Raw genomic sequence first — 16,500 nt, 5'->3', positions numbered from 1 at the left:
CTCAATTCTCCAGCGGTCGTGCGGCCCGGTTCAGCTCGCTCAAGGACAAGGTGCGGTCGAACAGCGGCGCCAGGCTTTGGTCATGGCTGACGAACAACAGCCCCGCGCCAGACGCACTGCATTCGGCGAAGAGCAGTTTCAGAAAACCTTCGCGTGCGTCGGCATCCAGCGCTGAGGTGGGCTCATCGGCGATGACCAGTTCAGGGCTGCCGATCAGTGCGCGCGCTGCGGCGACGCGTTGCTGCTGGCCAATGGACAAGCTGTCCGCCCGGCGCGTGCCAAGGTCGGGGGCAAGGCCTAGTTGGGCGAGCAGGTGCCGAGACGCCTCGACGACGCTGCCATGCCGCGCTTCTGCCCGGTGTGCGCGTTCTTTCGAAAAGCGGCAGGGCAGCTGCACGTTTTCTTCGACGGACAGGAAAGGCAGTAGATTGAATTGCTGGAAGATATAGCCGGTGTGGTCTACGCGAAAACGATCACGCTTGCTGGCCGATAGTTTCGCCAGATCGGTACCCAAGAGATGGACGTTGCCGCGTTTGACGGTCTGCACGCCACCCAGCAAGCCCAGTAGCGTGGTCTTTCCGCTGCCGCTGGGCCCTTTGAGAAAGAGCCGTTCGCCGCGGTCCAGCGTGAAGGTCGGGATATTGAGCAGTTCCGGCTGACCGGGCCAGGCGAAGCCCAGCGCAGTCAGTTTGATCAGAGAGACAGTCATGAACGTATCAGAAGGTCAGCTTCGGCTGTTGAGCGGTCAAGGTATCGCCTTTCTGGCCGTTGGGGGTGATGGCCTGAACGTTCACTTTCTGAGTGGCGGGAAACTGTTTGAAGAATCCGCTGAGGTCGATCGCTTCCAGCTCGGCTGGGTTTTCGCAGGTGAAGCTGTATTCAGCATCCACGTCGCTGTGGACATGTTCGTGCTCATGGTCATGCTCATCGTGATCGTGATCGTGATCGTGATCGTGATCGTGATCGTGATCGTGATCGTGTTCGGAATGAGCGGCTTCGGACGAGCCGAACAAGGGGCTGGAGAGATTTACCGCTCCGGCCTTGCAACCCGCGCCGGCCGGCAATCCGAACAGGTCAGCGGACTGACCCAGCTGCTTTTGCGCCGCTGCAACTGTTTGTTTGTCCGCATCGCTGGATGCTGCGTGTTCGAAACCCACGATGTTCATGGCCGGGCTCTCGAGCGCGATCTCCAGTGCACTGCCTTCCAATGCGACGTTGAGCGTCGCCACGCCATGCTCATGTTTACCCAGGCTACCGTGCTCATGATCGTGATCATGGTCGTGCGCATGGGCCATGGAGATAACCAAGGTAAGGGCCGCGAAAGGAAGGGTGCGAGAGAGGCGTGGCATGGACAGGCATCCAAATCTAGAGATGGGCGGTTACGTTATAACAAGTTTTGGAGGGGTGCCAGTACGTCGAGTCATTCGTTCAGGCATGATGCAGCTTTCGTTCGAGGCAAGAGGACTTTCCATTGAGGATACGCGGCACGATCGGGCAATGGCCGGTAGATCTTACGCTGGATCTGGACGATGACGAGTTGGGCCGCTTGAGGGCCCTGAATACGGCGCCAAGCGAGGTGGATCACACGGCCGCGGCAACCCCCGCAACCGTCTCGGCACAGGCGCATGATCCTCATTGGGAAGCCGCACAAGATCTACTGCGGCAAGCAGGTCATCTCGATGGCCCGGCGTTGTCCGGGCTGCTCGATACGCTCACCGGCAGTGCGACGACCACCAAGCGACTGTTGGTGCGGCTGCGGCACAGTCCGAATGTGCGCTTGGAAAGTGGGCCCGACGTGCACGTGTATCACTGGGTCGACAGCTGAGTCGGGTGCCCGCGGTGAACGGTGGAAGCCCTTCGGGATTCCACCCTACGGTGCTGCTCAAGCAGGCTTTGAACATTGTGGGAGCGGGCCGTGCCCGCGATTGGGTGCGCTCGGGGAAGGCCTTGGTGGGTGGAAAGCGCATCGCGGGCATGGCCCGCTCCCACATATACCCCACCCGCCAGCAACGAGGGGTTCCCCCCTACAGGATCGAAGCCGGCGATCCGAGTCGGCGACAATGGAGCGCTGCTGAACGCCTCACGACGAGCAGCTGATCTCCAGGTGTTTGCCCCAGTCCGGTGGGCGTTGCGCGTAATGCTCGCGTCCGGGCTGTTCGTCGAATGGCCGCGACAGCACCTCTTGCAGCGTGCGAACCGGTTCGTAATCGCCACGCTCTGCTGCCGTAATCACTTCCTGGGCCAGATAATTACGCAAGATGTACTTGGGATTGACCGCGTGCATGCGGGCTCGGCGTGTGGACGGCGCTTCTTCGGTGCATCGCGCCAGGTACGCCTCGGCCCAGTCATCGAAGCCGGTCAGGTCGATGAAGTCGTCACGTAGACGCGCAACCGCATCCGCTGGCGCGCGTTCACCTAGTTCGCGAAAGAACGCGGTGAAGTCGATCGCGCTGCCCTGCATCAACTGCAACAGCCGCTGCACGAGTTCCGCATCGTCCTCCTCTTCGCCTATCCAACCCAGCCGACGGCGCATCAACGCGAGATAGTGCGCTTGGTACAGCGGTAAGAAGAGCTCTAGCGTCGCGCGCAGCTCATCGGCTTCGGCCAATGGCGTCAGGGCTTGGCCGAGCGCAGCTAGGTTCCAGTGGGCGATCGGTACCTGATTGCTGAAGCTATAGCGACCCGTGTCGTCCGAGTGGTTGCAGATATGGTTGGCGTCGAAGTCGTCCAGGAACGCGTAGGGCCCGAAGTCGAAGGTAATCCCGAGGATCGACATGTTGTCCGTGTTCATCACGCCGTGACAGAAGCCGTAGGCCTGCCAATACGCGATCATTTCTGCGGTGCGCTCCAACACTTCACGAAAGAGGGCCGCGTATGGCGCTGACTGCTCGCGGCAGGCGGGGAAATGTTCGGCGATGACGTGATCGGCCAGAGTCTTTAGTGCGTCGTGCTGGCGCGTGTAATAGAAGTACTCGAAGTGGCCGAAGCGAACGTGGCTGGGCGCCATGCGCAGCAGCATTGCGCCGGTTTCGCGGGTTTCCCGATAGACCGGCGTATCCGAGCCGGTCACGCAGAGCGCGCGCGAAGTAGGTATGCCCAGCGCGTGAAGGTGTTCGCTAGCGAGGAATTCGCGAATGGAACTGCGCAGGACCGCGCGTCCGTCACCCATGCGCGAGTAGGGCGTGAGCCCGGCGCCTTTGAGATGCAGATCCCAATGTTCGCCACGGCTATTCACGACCTCACCCAGCAACAGGCCGCGACCGTCACCCAGGCGCGGGCTGTAGCCGCCGAATTGATGTCCGGAATACACCATCGCGCGTGGGGCGGCGTCGTTCCATAAGGTGTGTCCTGCGAACAACTCGATGAACTCCGGTCGCGCGTGTTCGCTCGCAGGTAAATCCAGCAGCGCCATGGCCGACTCGCTGACAACGACCAGACGCGGCGCATTGAGGGGATCGGGAAGCACTTCGGTGGAAAACGTATCGCCAAGTCGCGCGAAGCGGTTGTCGAACACCAGGTCGTCCAAGGTTTTCAAAAGCATCTCCAGGACCGGTTACGTATCAAGTGGCAGGCGGCAGCGGTGGATTACGCTGATCTGAGGCAGCTGCTGCGGCAGCTTCCACCACGCCTTTCTGTATTTGACGCTCGTCGCCCTGGTAGTTCTTGATGTACACGTCGACTTGGCGGAACGCGATCTTGACGTCGTGTTTGGGAAATTCCCGGCTGATCCAGCGGCCGAGCTCGTCGGCCACGGTAAGCCGGTCGACGAGCTCGCGGACGTGAACCCGGAGTTCGTGGTCGAGCGTGCTTTCCCCGAAAAGGGTAAAGAACACCGCAGGCTCGGGGTCTTTCAGCACACGGGGGTTCTGATGCGCCGCATCCAGCAGCAGCTGGTGCACTTTGTCCAGGTCGGAACCATGAGCGACCCCGACTTTCACCACGACCCGGGTCATCGTATCCGTCAGTGTCCAGTTGATCAGCTGGCTGGTGATGAAGGTCTTGTTCGGAACGATGATTTCCTTGTTGTCCGGATCTGTGATGGTCGTTGCACGAATGCGGATCTTGCTGACCGTGCCCGTCAAGTTGCCAATGGTGACGAGGTCGCCAATGCGCACCGGACGTTCGAACAGGATGATCAGGCCGGAAATGAAGTTCGCGAAGATTTCCTGCAAGCCGAAGCCGAGGCCTACCGAAAGCGCTGCGACCAACCACTGGAGCTTGTCCCAGCTCACGCCCAGCGTGGATAACGTTGACACCAACCCCACCCCGGTGATGGTGTAGGAGAGCAGGGTCGTCGTCGCATAGGCGCTGCCCTGCGCGAGCCGCATGCGCGAGAGCACGAGCACCTGCAAGAGGCCGGGCAAGTTACCGGCAAGCATGACCGTGATGCCTAGAAGCGTGAGCGCGCCCACCACGTTCAGCAAGGTGATCGGTACCTGCACCGCTGTCGTGCCGGTGCCGCTGGTGTATTCGTACAAGGTGACGTTATCCAGGTAGGTCAGCACGCCAAGCAGGTCGGACCACACCCAATAGAGCCCCGCAATGAACAGGCCGAACAGGCCCAGCCGCAGCAAACGAAGGGATTGCTGGTTGATCTGCTCCATGTCCAGTACGGGCTCTTCGATCGGCTCTTTGTCGTCGATGCCTTCGTTGAGTTGCGCCTCTCGCTTCGCCAACGCACGTTTGTACGCCAGGCGTCGTGCGGCAACCGCAAGACCCCGAACTACGGCAGCTTCCAGAATGGTCCATAGCATGAACAGGTACAGCGTACCGATCAGGCGATCGGTCAGTTTCAGCGCGGTGTAGTAGTAGCCGAAGCCGACGGCGATGATCAGCGCCACCGGCAACATGCTGAAGAGCAGCGCCAGCATGATGCGGAACGGCGGCGCGTTTTCGCTCGACGGCCCACGTACCAGCGTTTTTACCAGTAGCCAGCTCATCAGGCCGTAGCAGGTGACCACGACGAGAATCCCGAGAACATCGTTCGCCAGCAGCGAGGGTTGACGCTCGGCCAGCACGACGACGGCCACCAGCGCCATTACGACCAGGCCAAGTTTGCGGATTTCGCGATGCAGGAACGCCACCTGTTTCGCATCCCAGCGGAAATGGAGCTCGGCGACACCTTCATGCTTGAGGATGCGATACGCGGTGTAGAACACCAGCCAGGCTTTGGCCATCTGGATGAGCGCCATGCCCACATTGGCATTCTGGCCGCGACCGTCGAGCAGCAGCGCATAGCCGCAGAGCCCCAGGAACAGGGTCATTGGCATCGCCAGCAGGGTGTTGAACAGCAGCGCGCGGGGCGTGTGCCACTGGCTGTCACGCTTAACGTTGCCGATGTCGCGGTGAGTGACGGTCAGGCGGTTGGAAATTGCTTTGCGGCGCAGCGTTAGCACCCCGATCACCAACAGCAGCGGCAAAAACACCAGTGGGCGCTCCGACAGGCCCCGGCCCAACTCCGCAAGGGTAGCCGTCCAAGGGAGCGATTGCAGTTGTTGCCATAGCCGCACGGGTAGGGCCGCGAACCAGCTGCTGTCGAGCGGCGAATTGCTGGGGATCCAGAACATCTGCTCTTCGAGGGTCGCGCTGAGCTGTTGGACCGTCTGCGACAGTTGCGTCTGGTTGAGCTGCAGGGTGATCGATTCGCTGAGCAGCGTATTCAGCTCCCGATTCATGCGCTCCATCAAATCGATTCGCTGTTTCACCAGGTCCAGCAGCGAGGCGCGCAATTCGCTGGTGGGCTCCTCGCTGCTTTGCGTTATCAACTGGTCGACGAAGGCCACCGGATCGCTGAGTTGGTCGCGCTCCTGATTCAGCTCGAACTGATATAGACGAATATCCGCGATCTGCTCGGCAAGATTGGTATCGAACTTGACGTTGGGAAGCGCCTGCTTCTGCTGGTAGAGCACTTTGGACAGCAGCAGGCTGCCGCTGAGCACCGAAATCTGTTCATCCAGCGTCTGGTCGATTTGCTTGATATTGTCGAGCTGCTGCTGCGCCTGAAGGTTCTCTTGGGTGACCTCGTTCAATCGGTCAGTGGCGCGCAGTAGGTAATCGGAGAAGCGCAGATTGATGGCGCGCTGGCCGCTGAGCAGGCCGTCACTCGCGGTCTGGTCCGCTTCCTTGGAGAGTTCGGCGAAGGTCTCTGCGGAGAGCGCGCGGCGCCGTGCGTTGATCAACGCCTGAAGATCGAGCACCTGCTTCTCGGCGCGTGCGATCTGTTCGTTCAGCAGCTCTCGTCGGGCATTGCCCAGGTCCTGCAAGGCACTGTTGCCGGCCAATTGCGCGCGACGCAACGCATTTTGGGCGTCGATAGCGGCCAGCTCGGCATTGAGTTGATCGATCTGATCACTCGTCAGCGACTTCGACGTGCCGTCCTTGCCGCCTTTGAGTTGTTGGCTGATCTGCTGGGCGCGGGCCTGGCTGGAGCCGATTTCGGCTTGCGCGCGTTCGGGTCTGGTCTGCCCGGTGATGATCAGGCTGTTGGCTTCGGTGAGCGCTTTCTGCCAGGCCTCGAGCTTGGCATTGCGTTCGGCCAATTGCTTTTCCAGCTCCTGTACCGATGCATTAGCGTAGCGCTGCTGGATGTCGGTGGGCGGCTGATCTTTGAGTGCCAGCAGCTCCTTGTGTGCTTGTTCCGTTTCCTGAGGGGCTTGGTCAATCTGCGTTTTTAGCGCTTCCAGGCCTTGCTGCGCATCCGCCTGGCTTTTCAGGAAGCCCAGCGTGCCTTCAAGCGTCTGTTGCACGGCGGCTTGTTCCGCCTCCGGCAGCTTGCGCTCGGCGATTTTGTCCAGGCTCGACTGGACCTGCTCGGTGGTGGGCGCATCGGAGGCGGCGGCATTCACCCCGCCAATGGGCAGCAGGTTGAGCAACAGGATGGCAGAAAAGGCATACAGCAAGCGCATGGTGTTGGGATTCTGGATTAAGGAGTGGGCGCAGCGACGCTATCAGCGGGCTACGGGTCAGTGGAAAAAGCCGAGCGGGCGTTCGCCTTCCGGGAATTTCACCCCAATCTTGCGAACCTGATCCGCTTCCATCAGGGCGACCGTCCAGGTGAGGCCGTTCCATTCGACCTGATCACCGACAACCGGTTGGCCACCGACGCGCTGCACGATGAAGCGTCCGAGCTGCTGGGTGCCATCGACGTCGCCAAGCTTGAGCCCATAGAGTGCGGCGATCGCACTCAGTTCCGCATCCGCTTCCAGAACGAAATCACCGAAGAAGCGCAAATCCTGCCCCCGTTTTGGTGCTTGGCTAAACAGTTTGCCGAGCGCGGGAAGGTCGTGTTCGTGGCCGATGACGCACAGAATGTCCCCCGCCGCGAGGCGTGTGCTGCCCGACGGATGAAGCAGCTCGTGGCCTCTGAACATCGCCGCGATACGCGTACCTGCGGGCATGTTGAGATCGCGGAGCGGCGCACCGATGCACCACTTTTCCTCGCCGAGTCGGTAGGTGAACAGCTCCCACTCGCTGGTCGGGTGAACTTCGAGCCCGGCTCGGGAGAAGGGCGCAGGATCGGGAGGTACTGTGACCTTCAGCAGTCGCGCGGCGATCGGCAAGCTGGTGCCTTGCAGCAATAGCGACACCAGCACGATGAAGAACGCGACGTTGAAGAACAGCTGTGAATGTTCGAGCCCGGCCATCATCGGGAACACCGCCAAGATGATCGGAACGGCCCCGCGCAGGCCGACCCAGGCGATGAAGATTTTTTCCCGGTCGTGGAACGCGCGGAAGGGCAGCAAGCCGACGAACACCGAAAGCGGTCGCGCGAACAGGATCATCCACAAGGCCAACGCGAGTGCCGGCAACGCGATCGGCAGCAGGTCGTGTGGGGTGACCAGCAAGCCAAGCACGAGGAACATGCCGATCTGTGCCAGCCACGCCATGCCGTCCAGCATGTGCAGAATGCCGTGCTTGGATCGAATGGGCTTGTTGCCCATTACCAGTCCACACAGATAGACCGCGAGGATGCCGCTGCCGTGGACCGCGTTGGTAAGGGCGAACGTAAGCAGTCCGCCGCTGACGACCAGCAGCGGATAAAGGCCGGTCGCGAGCTTGATGCCATTCACCAGTCGCAGCATCAGGTAACCCGCGCCCAGGCCCAGGAGCGCGCCGATGCCAAATTCGCTAAGCAGGTGCCAGACGAAGGAAAGACTGAAATCGCCGCGGTCGGTGGCGATCATGTCGATCAGCGTCACCGTCAGGAACACCGCCATGGGATCGTTGCTGCCGGATTCGATCTCTAGCGTGGCATTCACCCGCTCGTTCAAACCTTTCCCGCCGAGCAGCGAGAACACCGCGGCGGCATCGGTTGAGCCGACAATCGCGCCGATCAGTAGCCCCTGCATCAGGCTGAGGTCGAACAGCCAGGCGGCGGCAATGCCAGTCAGCCCCGTAGTGATCAGTACACCCACCGTGGCCATGGACAGCGCCGGCCCCAGCGCGACACGGAAGCTCGACACCCGCGTGCGCATCCCGCCGTCGAGTAGGATGATGGCGAGTGCAAGGTTGCCGACCAGGTAGGCGAGGGGGTAGTTGGTGAACGCGATATGGCCCGGCCCGTCGATACCCGCGACCATGCCCACCATCAAGATGATCACCAGAATCGGAATGCCCAGCCGGGATGAGACCGAACTCACCAGAATGCTCGCGCCAACGAGAATGGCAGCAATCAGGAACAGGCTGTTGATAGTCGTGGCGTCCACGCATCGCTCCGCATGACTTGGAATGACCGCTTGCCGAGAGTTTTCAAGGCGTTGCGAGTGAGGATCATAGCGTGGCCGGGTCCGAAGATGAGCATGCATACAAGATTCTCTAGCGTGCTGGGCAATCTCGCGGTGACCTACCACCACTCGCCGACTCTCCTGTGGGAGCGAGCCATGCTCGCGATAGCGATGGAACAGTCGGTCGCCGGTTTGAGATTAAAAGCCACAGAGCAGAATCCCTGCGAGCGGTGCGTCATCTGTTGCGACGGCGGTGGCTAAAAGACCGCGCCTACAAAAGCGGTACCGGCGGATGATGCGGTGGCACGGTTGCATTTCACCCTGCGTCCAGAGGGCGAAACTCGCTAAACTGCGCACCCTGCGTACTAAGCCATTCCCCCCGCGCGCGGGCAGAGCATGTGCCGCCCCTCATCCATCCGATCACCGATTTTCCGGAGCCTTCATGAATTACCGCCACGCCTTTCACGCAGGCAACCACGCCGATGTGCTCAAGCACCTGGTGCTGTCTCGGCTAATTGCGTTGATGTCGCGAAAGGAATCGCCCTTGGCCTATGTCGACACGCATGCGGGCATTGGGCTGTATGACCTGCTAGGGAGCGAGGCCAGCCGCACGGATGAGTGGCGTGAGGGTATCGGGCGGCTGTGGCAAGCAGAGCAGGCGCCCGCGGAGCTGTCGGGCTATCTCGAGGCCGTACGTGAAATGAATCCAGACGGCGCGTTGCGGTTCTATCCCGGCTCGCCTGAGATCGCGAGGTGCCTGACGCGCCCTCAGGATCGGTTGCAACTGAACGAGAAACATCCGGCGGATGGGCCGGCCTTGAAAGACAACATGGGGCACGACGACCGCGTGGCCGTTCATCTCGGCGAGGGCTGGCAGGTGCCACGGGCGCTGCTACCGACGCGTGAGAAACGGCTGCTGATGCTCATCGATCCGCCCTTCGAGCAGGTCGATGAGCTGGAGCGGTGTGTCACCGCGCTCGAGGAAAGCATCGGCCGGATGCGCCAGGCGGTCGTGGTTGTGTGGTATCCGATCAAGAATCCACGGCAACTGAAGCGGTTCTACCAAGGCTTGTCGCGAAGCAATGCACCGAAGCTGCTGCGCGCCGAGTTAATGGTGCGTTCGCCTGATAACCCGGAAGGCCTCAACGGCTCGGGCCTGGCAATCAGTAATCCCCCGTGGGGGCTGGAAGACGAGCTGCGGCGCCTGTTGCCGTGGTTGGCGCAGACTTTTGCGCAGGGCGAAGGCAGCTGGCAACTCGATTGGCTGATTGCCGAGGCGTAAGCGAATGCAGTTGCGTCGCCTTAACGGGCTAACCCACCTTACGGTCTGATCTCGCTGGCCGGAAATCGATCACCAATGCGCCGATTCCGAACGACGGTCGTCGCAACCACCTTGACGCCGAAACATATGGACATAAACTAACGTGCATTAATCAATAGCTAGCGAACTATTTATGTCCTTGCAATTGGATGAGCTGGCGCAAGTGCAGTTTCAGATTACCGGCTTGCTGTTGTCCTCGAGCCGCAACTGGAAGCGCCTGTGCCAATCCGCCTTGATGAATCACGGCATCTCCGAAGCCTGCGCCGCTCCCTTGTTGGTCATTGGACGGCTTGGCGATGGTGTGCGTCAGGTCACCGTGGCCCAAGCCGCTGGCATCGAAGGACCGTCACTCGTCCGTTTGCTGGATCAGCTTTGCGCCAATGGCTACGTGTGTCGTAGCGAAGATCCATTGGATCGACGCGCCAAGTCGTTGAGCCTGACCGACACCGGACGAGCGCTGGCCGACACGCTTGAGCTGCGTCTTGTGGAATTGCGCCGCCAGGTGCTGGCGGGCGTCTCCAAGGCGGATCTGGAAGCCACGCTGCGTGTGCTGCGGCTGTTCGAGCCGGGGACGCAGGGGTAGCCGGCTTGAAAGGATTTCTCGACGGCTTTCCGCCTGGACGTGACTGGTTCTTCGGCGTGCGTACGTTCGCCGCGTCCATGCTCGCGCTGTACATCGCATTGCTGATGCAGTTACCACGACCGTATTGGGCGATGGCGACGGTCTATATCGTGGCCAGCCCCTTTGTGGGACCGACCAGTTCGAAGGCGCTTTATCGGGCCATCGGTACGCTGCTCGGCGCGTCGGCCGCGGTGTTTCTCGTGCCCCTGTTCAGCCAGACGCCCGAACTGCTCAGCATCGCGGTCGCGCTTTGGACGGGCACAATGCTGTTCATGTCACTGCAACTGCGCACCGCGAACAGCTATGTGCTGATGCTGGCGGGATACACCCTGCCTCTGATCGCGCTACCCACGGTGAACCACCCCGAAACCGTGTTCGATGTCGCGTATTCGCGAACCTTGGAAATCCTCCTGGGCATCGTCTGCGCCGCCGTGGTCGGGAGCCTTTTCTGGCCGCGTCGGTTGGAGCCGGCTCTTATCAATGCGGCGGACACCTGGTTCAAGGACGCCAGCCGTTACCTCGATGGATGTCTGGCGCGCGAAGCGGACCCGGCCTCCATCGGCGCGCTGCGCGGATCGATGGTCGGCACGTTCGCATCGCTTGAGCCGATGGTCGGGCAGCTTCCTCATGAAGGCGCGCACACCCACTCGGTGCGTTACGCGCAGGAATTACGTGGGCGGATGATCCACCTGATGCCAACGGCTGACGCTCTGGATGATGCATTGACCGCGCTCGAACGCCGGGCGCCGGAACAGCTCCGTCTCATTCAGCCCGTATTGGATCAGGCCCGCGCGTGGGTGAATGCGCCGCTCGATGAGGCGGATGGTTCGTGGGATGCGTTATGGCTGGCGGTAAAACGTGTCGAACCAGGTCCAGCCGCGCTGTCGGATTCACGCTTGGCGTTACGGGCCAATGCGCTTTATCGCCTGGGCGAATGGATCGATCTCTGGCAGGACTGCTTGAGTCTGCGCGCTTCCCTATTAGCCGGTGGTACGTTGCCGTGGAGAGCGGTGTATCGGCATTGGCGACTGCGGCGCTTGTCGCCGTATTTCGACCGTGGGCTGATGCTGTATTCCGCCGCGTCCACGAGCGTTGCGATATGCATCGCTTCCGCGGGCTGGATCCTGCTGGGGTGGACGGATGGCGCCAGTGCAGTGATTCTCGCGGCCGTTGCCTGCAGCTTCTTCGCCGCCATGGATGACCCCGCGCCGCAGATCTACCGGTTCTTTTTCTGGACCGCGGTGTCGGTGATTCTGGCGGGCGTCTACCTGTTCTGGGTGCTGCCGATGCTGAGCGACTTCCCGATGCTGGTGCTAGCGTTCGCTGTCCCTTGGATCTGCATCGGCACGCTCACCGCTCAGCCCAAGTTCTTTCTTCCGACATTGCTCACCTTGGTGAATACGGCCTCATTCATCAGTGTCCAGCAGACGTATGACGCCGACTTCATAGGCTTTGCGAATGCCAACCTGGCCGGGCCTGTCGGCCTGCTCTTCGCGTTCATCTGGACGCTCATCGCGCGACCCTTTGGCGCTGAGCTCGCCGCCAAGCGCTTGACCCATTCGACCTGGCGCGACATTGCCAGTTTGGGTGAGCGCTCGACGTTGGCAGCGCACCGCCGCATGGGGGTCCGCATGCTCGATCGCCTAATGCAGCTCTTGCCGCGCCTTGCGCAGACCGGGCAAGACGGCAGCGTGGCGTTACGCGAGCTGCGGGTGGCGCTGAACCTACTCGATCTTTTGGCCTATCTGCCACGGCTTTCGCCGGGCACACAGCATGAGATCCGTGAGGTGATCGAAGCGGTCGGCGCGCATTTCCGCCGTTGCGTTGCCGCAGGTGAGCGATTGGTACCGCCCGACGCGTTGTTGAACACGCTGGGTCGCGCCGGGCGCGGTCTTGCTGTGGAGCAGGGCGAGCCCGGTGAAGACGCCGCGCTGCATGTCCTGCATGCGCTGAGTGGCTTGCGCCTGGCCTTGATGCCTGGCACCGAGGCGGTCTCGCCCCGCGAAGACGCTGAAGAGGTCCCCTATGGTATCGATGGAGCACCGTTGTGATGGGTGATGTGGATATTGCGGGCGTTTACCTCCCGATGCTGTTGGTGCTGATGATCGCGACGTACGTGCTTTACCTGCCACTCAACCGTTTGCTGATCCATCTGCATTTTTACCGCCTGGTGTGGCACCGGGCGCTGTTCAATGTGGCGCTGTATGCCGTACTGCTCTGCGCTGTCGATTTTCTCTGCCGAAGTCTGATGCAATGAAAAAACCTGTACTGACCCTGGGGCGCGTCATCCTGACGTGCTTGATGGTGGCATTCGCTGTCGTATTCATCTGGCGGATGGTCGTCTACTACATGTTCGCGCCCTGGACGCGGGACGGGCATATCCGGGCGGACGTGATCCAGATCGCACCGGATGTGTCCGGCCTGATCGAGAAAGTCGATGTTCACGACAACGCGACCGTCCACCGTGGCGATGTGCTGTTCACCATCGACCAGGCGCGTTTCGCGCTTGCCTTGCGCCAGGCGGAAGCAAGCCAGGCGGATCGTCAGGAAACCTATGCCCAGGCACATCGTGAAGCGCAGCGGAATCGCAAGCTCGGCAATCTGGTGGCAGCGGAAATCCTCGAGGAAAGCGTGTCTCGCGAGGCACGTGCGCAATCGGCATTGGCCGAAGCGAAGGTGGCGGTCGATACGGCGAAATTGAACCTGGAACGTTCGGTCGTGCGTAGTCCGGTAGACGGTTATGTGAACGATAGGGCGCCGCGAGCCGGCGAGTTCGTAACGGCTGGGCGACCTATCTTGTCGGTGGTGGATGGCGAGTCATTTCACATCGATGGCTATTTCGAGGAGACCCGGTTACCAGGCATCAGCCTGGGCCAAGCCGTCGATATCCGCGTGATGGGGGACGACGCGCAATTGCGCGGTCATGTCGAAAGCATCGTCGCTGCCATCGAAGATCGGGATCGCAGCAGCAGCTCGAACCTGCTACCGAACGTGAACCCCGCTTTCAGCTGGGTGCGTCTGGCGCAGCGGATCCCGGTACGTATCGCCTTCGACGAGGTTCCCGAGGACTTCCGCATGATCGCCGGTCGTACGGCGACGGTTTCGCTAATCGACGCGCAGCATGAGGACGCGCAATGACGCGACGATCGCATTTGAGTCGTCGCAGCCAAGGCTTGTTGGCGGTATCCCTGTCGTTATTCCTCACGGCCTGCCAGACGGTCGGTCCTGATTACCATCTGCCTGAAGGGGCGGCCGTGCAGCGTGCCGATTTGCAGGGCAATCTTTCGGGTGGGAGCGGAAATGTGGTCTCTGCGCCTATGCCGTCCAATTGGTGGCAGCTGTACCGCGATCCTCAGCTGGATGACCTGATCGCACGTGCTTTGGCTTCCAACGCCGATCTGCGGGTGGCGGCAGCGAATCTCGCTAGATCTCGCGCTGGAGTCGACGAAGCGCGCGATGCCGGTGGCTTCACTCATAGTGCGAAGGCCGGGGGGCAGCGTCTCCAGGAGTCCGGGGAAGCCTTCTTGCTGACTGACAAGGTGCCAGTGGCGAATGTTGCGGATCTCAGCGTCAGCACTTCGTATCAGTTCGATCTGTTCGGCGTACTGGAACGGGGTGTTGAGTCGGCCGAGGCGACGGCTGATGCGGCCCAGGCGGCGGCAGATCTCTCACGCATTACCATCGCGGCTGACGTTGCGCGGTCTTACGTGCAGGTGTGTGCGGCGAACGAGGAGCTACACATCGCTGAGAATGCGCTGGACCTTCAGCAGCAGAGTCTTGATCTGACTCGTCGATTACGGGAAGCCGGGCGGGGCAATGAGACGGCGGTCATCCGCTCACAGACGCAATTCAAATCGCTGCGCGCCGACCTTCCGCGTTACGAGGCCGAGCGTCAGACCGGCCTTTATCGCCTGGCGATGCTGTTGGCGGTCCCTGTCGATCAGTTGCCTGCGGGCATCGACCAATGCTCGACGCTGCCAAAAATCACACAACCGCTGCCGGTGGGTGACGGAGCCGAACTACTCAAGCGTCGGCCCGATATTCGCCAGGCTGAGCGCCAGCTCGCGGCCGCGACCGCCCGGATCGGTGTTGCCACGGGTGAGTTGTATCCGGACATCAGTATCGGCGCGACCGTGGGCGCGGTGGGTATCGTCGACAACATCGGCAAGCCAGCCACTCGGCGCTGGGGATTTGGCCCACTTATCAGCTGGACCGTACCCGCCAACGGCGCTCGTGCACGAATCGCCCAAGCCGAGGCGTCGAGCCAGGCGGCCCTCGCTCACTTCGACGGTGTTGTGCTCAATGCCGTACGCGAAGCGCAAACGAGTTTGTCGCAATACGACGCCTCCCTGCAGCGCCGTGATGCGCTGGCGGATGCGGCTCAGTCAGCGGAAAAGGCTGCTCAGCAAACTCGGGAGTTTTATCAGGCTGGGCGTGAATCGTTCGTCGCGGATTTGGAAGCGACGCGCGCGTTGACGGATATTCATGCGCAGCTGGCTGCGGCGGAAACGCAGGTGGCGGTGAGTCAGGTGAATTTGTTTTTGGCGTTAGGAGGAGGGTGGGAACAGCAGTAGCTACAGAATGCTCGCGGTCTAGAGGTGACGCTGCCTGCCCCTTGAGAAGGGTGAATGGAATCGTCGTTTCAGAGGTTGAGCGGCATGGATGCAGCGAGAGGCGCGATGGGCCATGGATGGCCCTTCGCGACGTGCCTCTGAAACGACGATGGAATGAACGAACCCGTAGCGCAGCGCAGGGCCGGATGAGGGGGCAAGCGTTTTTGCTTACTTTTGTCCGGGGCGCGTAGCCGCGACTGGCAAAAGTGAGTCGCCCGTGAGGGGCGAAACCTCAGCGAATAGGCGACTCGTTAATTCTTTGGAGGTGGTCTCGAGATCACGCCCCTCCAATGCGGAGTTATCACACCGCCTACGACACGCGGGAGAACAGGGTTCTTCCGAAAATTTCTGCTGAATTCTTCATCGCTTTCGCGGGCAAGCCCGCTCCTACAAGACCGTTGTCTCTTCCACACAGTTTGTTGTTTGGCGCGCTGAAATAGGTAAGGGGAATTCACCCCGGTAAACAAACTCCCGTTCCACCCAGCCCACAATACCCATTGGGATTCTTCGCCAAATACTGCTGGTGATAAGCCTCGGCGTAATAAAACGTCGGCGCTTCGGCAATCTCGGTCGTGATCTCGCCAAGCCCGGCCCTGTTCAGCTCGGACTGAAACGCTTGCTGGCTAGCAATGACCGCATCGCGCTGGCTCTCATCCAGCCAGTAGATTGCCGACCGGTATTGGGTGCCGGTGTCATTGCCCTGGCGCATACCTTGGGTCGGGTTATGCGCTTCCCAGAACACCTTCAACAACGCCTCGTAGGACGTGACCTGTGGATCGAACACCACGAGCACCGCTTCGGTGTGCCCGGTCAGGCCGGAGCAGGTTTCTTCGTAGGTCGGATTCGGCGTGAAGCCACCTGCATAGCCCACTGCGGTCGTCCACACACCGAGCTGCTGCCAGAAGCGGCGCTCGGCGCCCCAGAAACAGCCCATCGCGAAGATTGCGACCTGCAAGTGCTCCGGAAACGGCGGCTTGAGCGGGTTGCCGTTGACGTAATGGGCATCCGGTATCGCGAGTGGGATAGCGCGTCCCGGTAGGGCCTGTTCAGCTGTAGGCAGTTCGAGCTTGTGAGCGAGAATTTGCGAGCGCAAGACCATAGGAGCTCCGTCGATAAGGGCGCGAAGACGCGCAGGTGTGCAACGTTGCGGGTGCATGTAGCCGACCCTAACAGGTAAGACACCCTCCAGGGCAGAGGGTACACCGCAGGCGGTGTACGGTC

General features: G+C 61.1%; 13 protein-coding genes. 7 read left to right on the top strand and 6 right to left on the bottom strand.

What is annotated here, in order from left to right:
- Position 1 precedes the first annotated feature (1 nt).
- Both IEY47_RS19725 and IEY47_RS19720 read right to left on the bottom strand, forming a co-directional pair.
- A complete protein-coding gene (locus IEY47_RS19725; protein ID WP_188985925.1) occupies positions 2–709 on the bottom strand; it encodes an ABC transporter ATP-binding protein in 708 nt (235 codons plus the stop codon).
- A 7-nt stretch (positions 710–716) separates the two neighbouring features.
- Positions 717–1,349, bottom strand: coding sequence for a DUF2796 domain-containing protein (locus IEY47_RS19720; protein ID WP_188985923.1), 633 nt, complete (start codon positions 1,347–1,349; stop codon positions 717–719).
- A 122-nt stretch (positions 1,350–1,471) separates the two neighbouring features.
- Between IEY47_RS19720 and IEY47_RS19715 the strand changes: the two genes are divergently transcribed.
- Entirely contained in the window at positions 1,472–1,825 is a 354-nt protein-coding gene (locus IEY47_RS19715) for a hypothetical protein (RefSeq protein WP_188985921.1), read from the top strand.
- Between the two features lie 255 nt (positions 1,826–2,080).
- Here IEY47_RS19715 and selO read toward each other — a convergent pair whose 3' ends face one another.
- Genes selO through IEY47_RS19700 form a run of 3 tightly spaced genes read right to left on the bottom strand, consistent with a single transcriptional unit; the run spans position 2,081 to position 8,705 of the window.
- Positions 2,081–3,535, bottom strand: coding sequence for a protein adenylyltransferase SelO (selO, locus tag IEY47_RS19710; protein WP_188985919.1), 1,455 nt, complete (start codon positions 3,533–3,535; stop codon positions 2,081–2,083).
- Positions 3,536–3,560: 25 nt separating this feature from the next.
- Positions 3,561–6,905: a mechanosensitive channel MscK gene (gene mscK / locus IEY47_RS19705; RefSeq protein ID WP_188985917.1), complete on the bottom strand. Its 3,345-nt coding sequence runs from the start codon at positions 6,903–6,905 to the stop codon at positions 3,561–3,563.
- 57 nt (positions 6,906–6,962) lie between these two features.
- A complete protein-coding gene (locus tag IEY47_RS19700; protein WP_188985915.1) occupies positions 6,963–8,705 on the bottom strand; it encodes a potassium/proton antiporter in 1,743 nt (580 codons plus the stop codon).
- Between the two features lie 460 nt (positions 8,706–9,165).
- Here IEY47_RS19700 and IEY47_RS19695 point away from each other — a divergent pair, with 460 nt between their 5' ends.
- The 6 genes from IEY47_RS19695 (at position 9,166) to IEY47_RS19670 (ending at position 15,240) form a co-directional block, all read left to right on the top strand.
- The gene (locus IEY47_RS19695; protein ID WP_188985913.1) at positions 9,166–10,005 is read left to right on the top strand and encodes a 23S rRNA (adenine(2030)-N(6))-methyltransferase RlmJ; all 840 of its coding nucleotides are present in this window, start codon (positions 9,166–9,168) and stop codon (positions 10,003–10,005) included.
- A gap of 172 nt (positions 10,006–10,177) precedes the next feature.
- Positions 10,178–10,627 (top strand): MarR family winged helix-turn-helix transcriptional regulator, encoded by a 450-nt coding sequence (locus tag IEY47_RS19690; RefSeq protein WP_188985911.1) that lies wholly within the window; start codon positions 10,178–10,180, stop codon positions 10,625–10,627.
- 5 nt (positions 10,628–10,632) lie between these two features.
- Positions 10,633–12,717 carry an FUSC family protein gene (locus tag IEY47_RS19685; RefSeq protein ID WP_188985909.1) on the top strand — a complete coding sequence of 695 codons (2,085 nt, stop codon included), beginning with the start codon at positions 10,633–10,635 and terminating at the stop codon, positions 12,715–12,717.
- The gene (locus tag IEY47_RS19680; RefSeq protein WP_188985907.1) at positions 12,714–12,923 is read left to right on the top strand and encodes a DUF1656 domain-containing protein; all 210 of its coding nucleotides are present in this window, start codon (positions 12,714–12,716) and stop codon (positions 12,921–12,923) included. The genes IEY47_RS19685 and IEY47_RS19680 overlap by 4 nt, the downstream gene beginning before the upstream one ends.
- Positions 12,920–13,804: an efflux RND transporter periplasmic adaptor subunit gene (locus IEY47_RS19675; protein WP_188985905.1), complete on the top strand. Its 885-nt coding sequence runs from the start codon at positions 12,920–12,922 to the stop codon at positions 13,802–13,804. The genes IEY47_RS19680 and IEY47_RS19675 overlap by 4 nt, the downstream gene beginning before the upstream one ends.
- The gene (locus tag IEY47_RS19670) at positions 13,801–15,240 is read left to right on the top strand and encodes an efflux transporter outer membrane subunit (RefSeq protein WP_188985904.1); all 1,440 of its coding nucleotides are present in this window, start codon (positions 13,801–13,803) and stop codon (positions 15,238–15,240) included. The genes IEY47_RS19675 and IEY47_RS19670 overlap by 4 nt, the downstream gene beginning before the upstream one ends.
- A gap of 490 nt (positions 15,241–15,730) precedes the next feature.
- On the opposite strand, the gene msrA is transcribed toward IEY47_RS19670, so the two are convergent.
- On the bottom strand, positions 15,731–16,378 hold the full coding sequence (gene msrA, locus IEY47_RS19665) for a peptide-methionine (S)-S-oxide reductase MsrA (RefSeq protein ID WP_188985901.1): 648 nt from the start codon (positions 16,376–16,378) through the stop codon (positions 15,731–15,733).
- Between the last annotated feature and the right edge of the window lie 122 nt (positions 16,379–16,500).

The organism is Pseudomonas matsuisoli, from assembly GCF_014647635.1.
Classification (GTDB): Bacteria; Pseudomonadota; Gammaproteobacteria; order Pseudomonadales; family Pseudomonadaceae; genus Pseudomonas_P; species Pseudomonas_P matsuisoli.
Note: the sequence above shows the minus strand (reverse complement) of the source record. Positions and strands in the feature narration are given on the sequence as shown.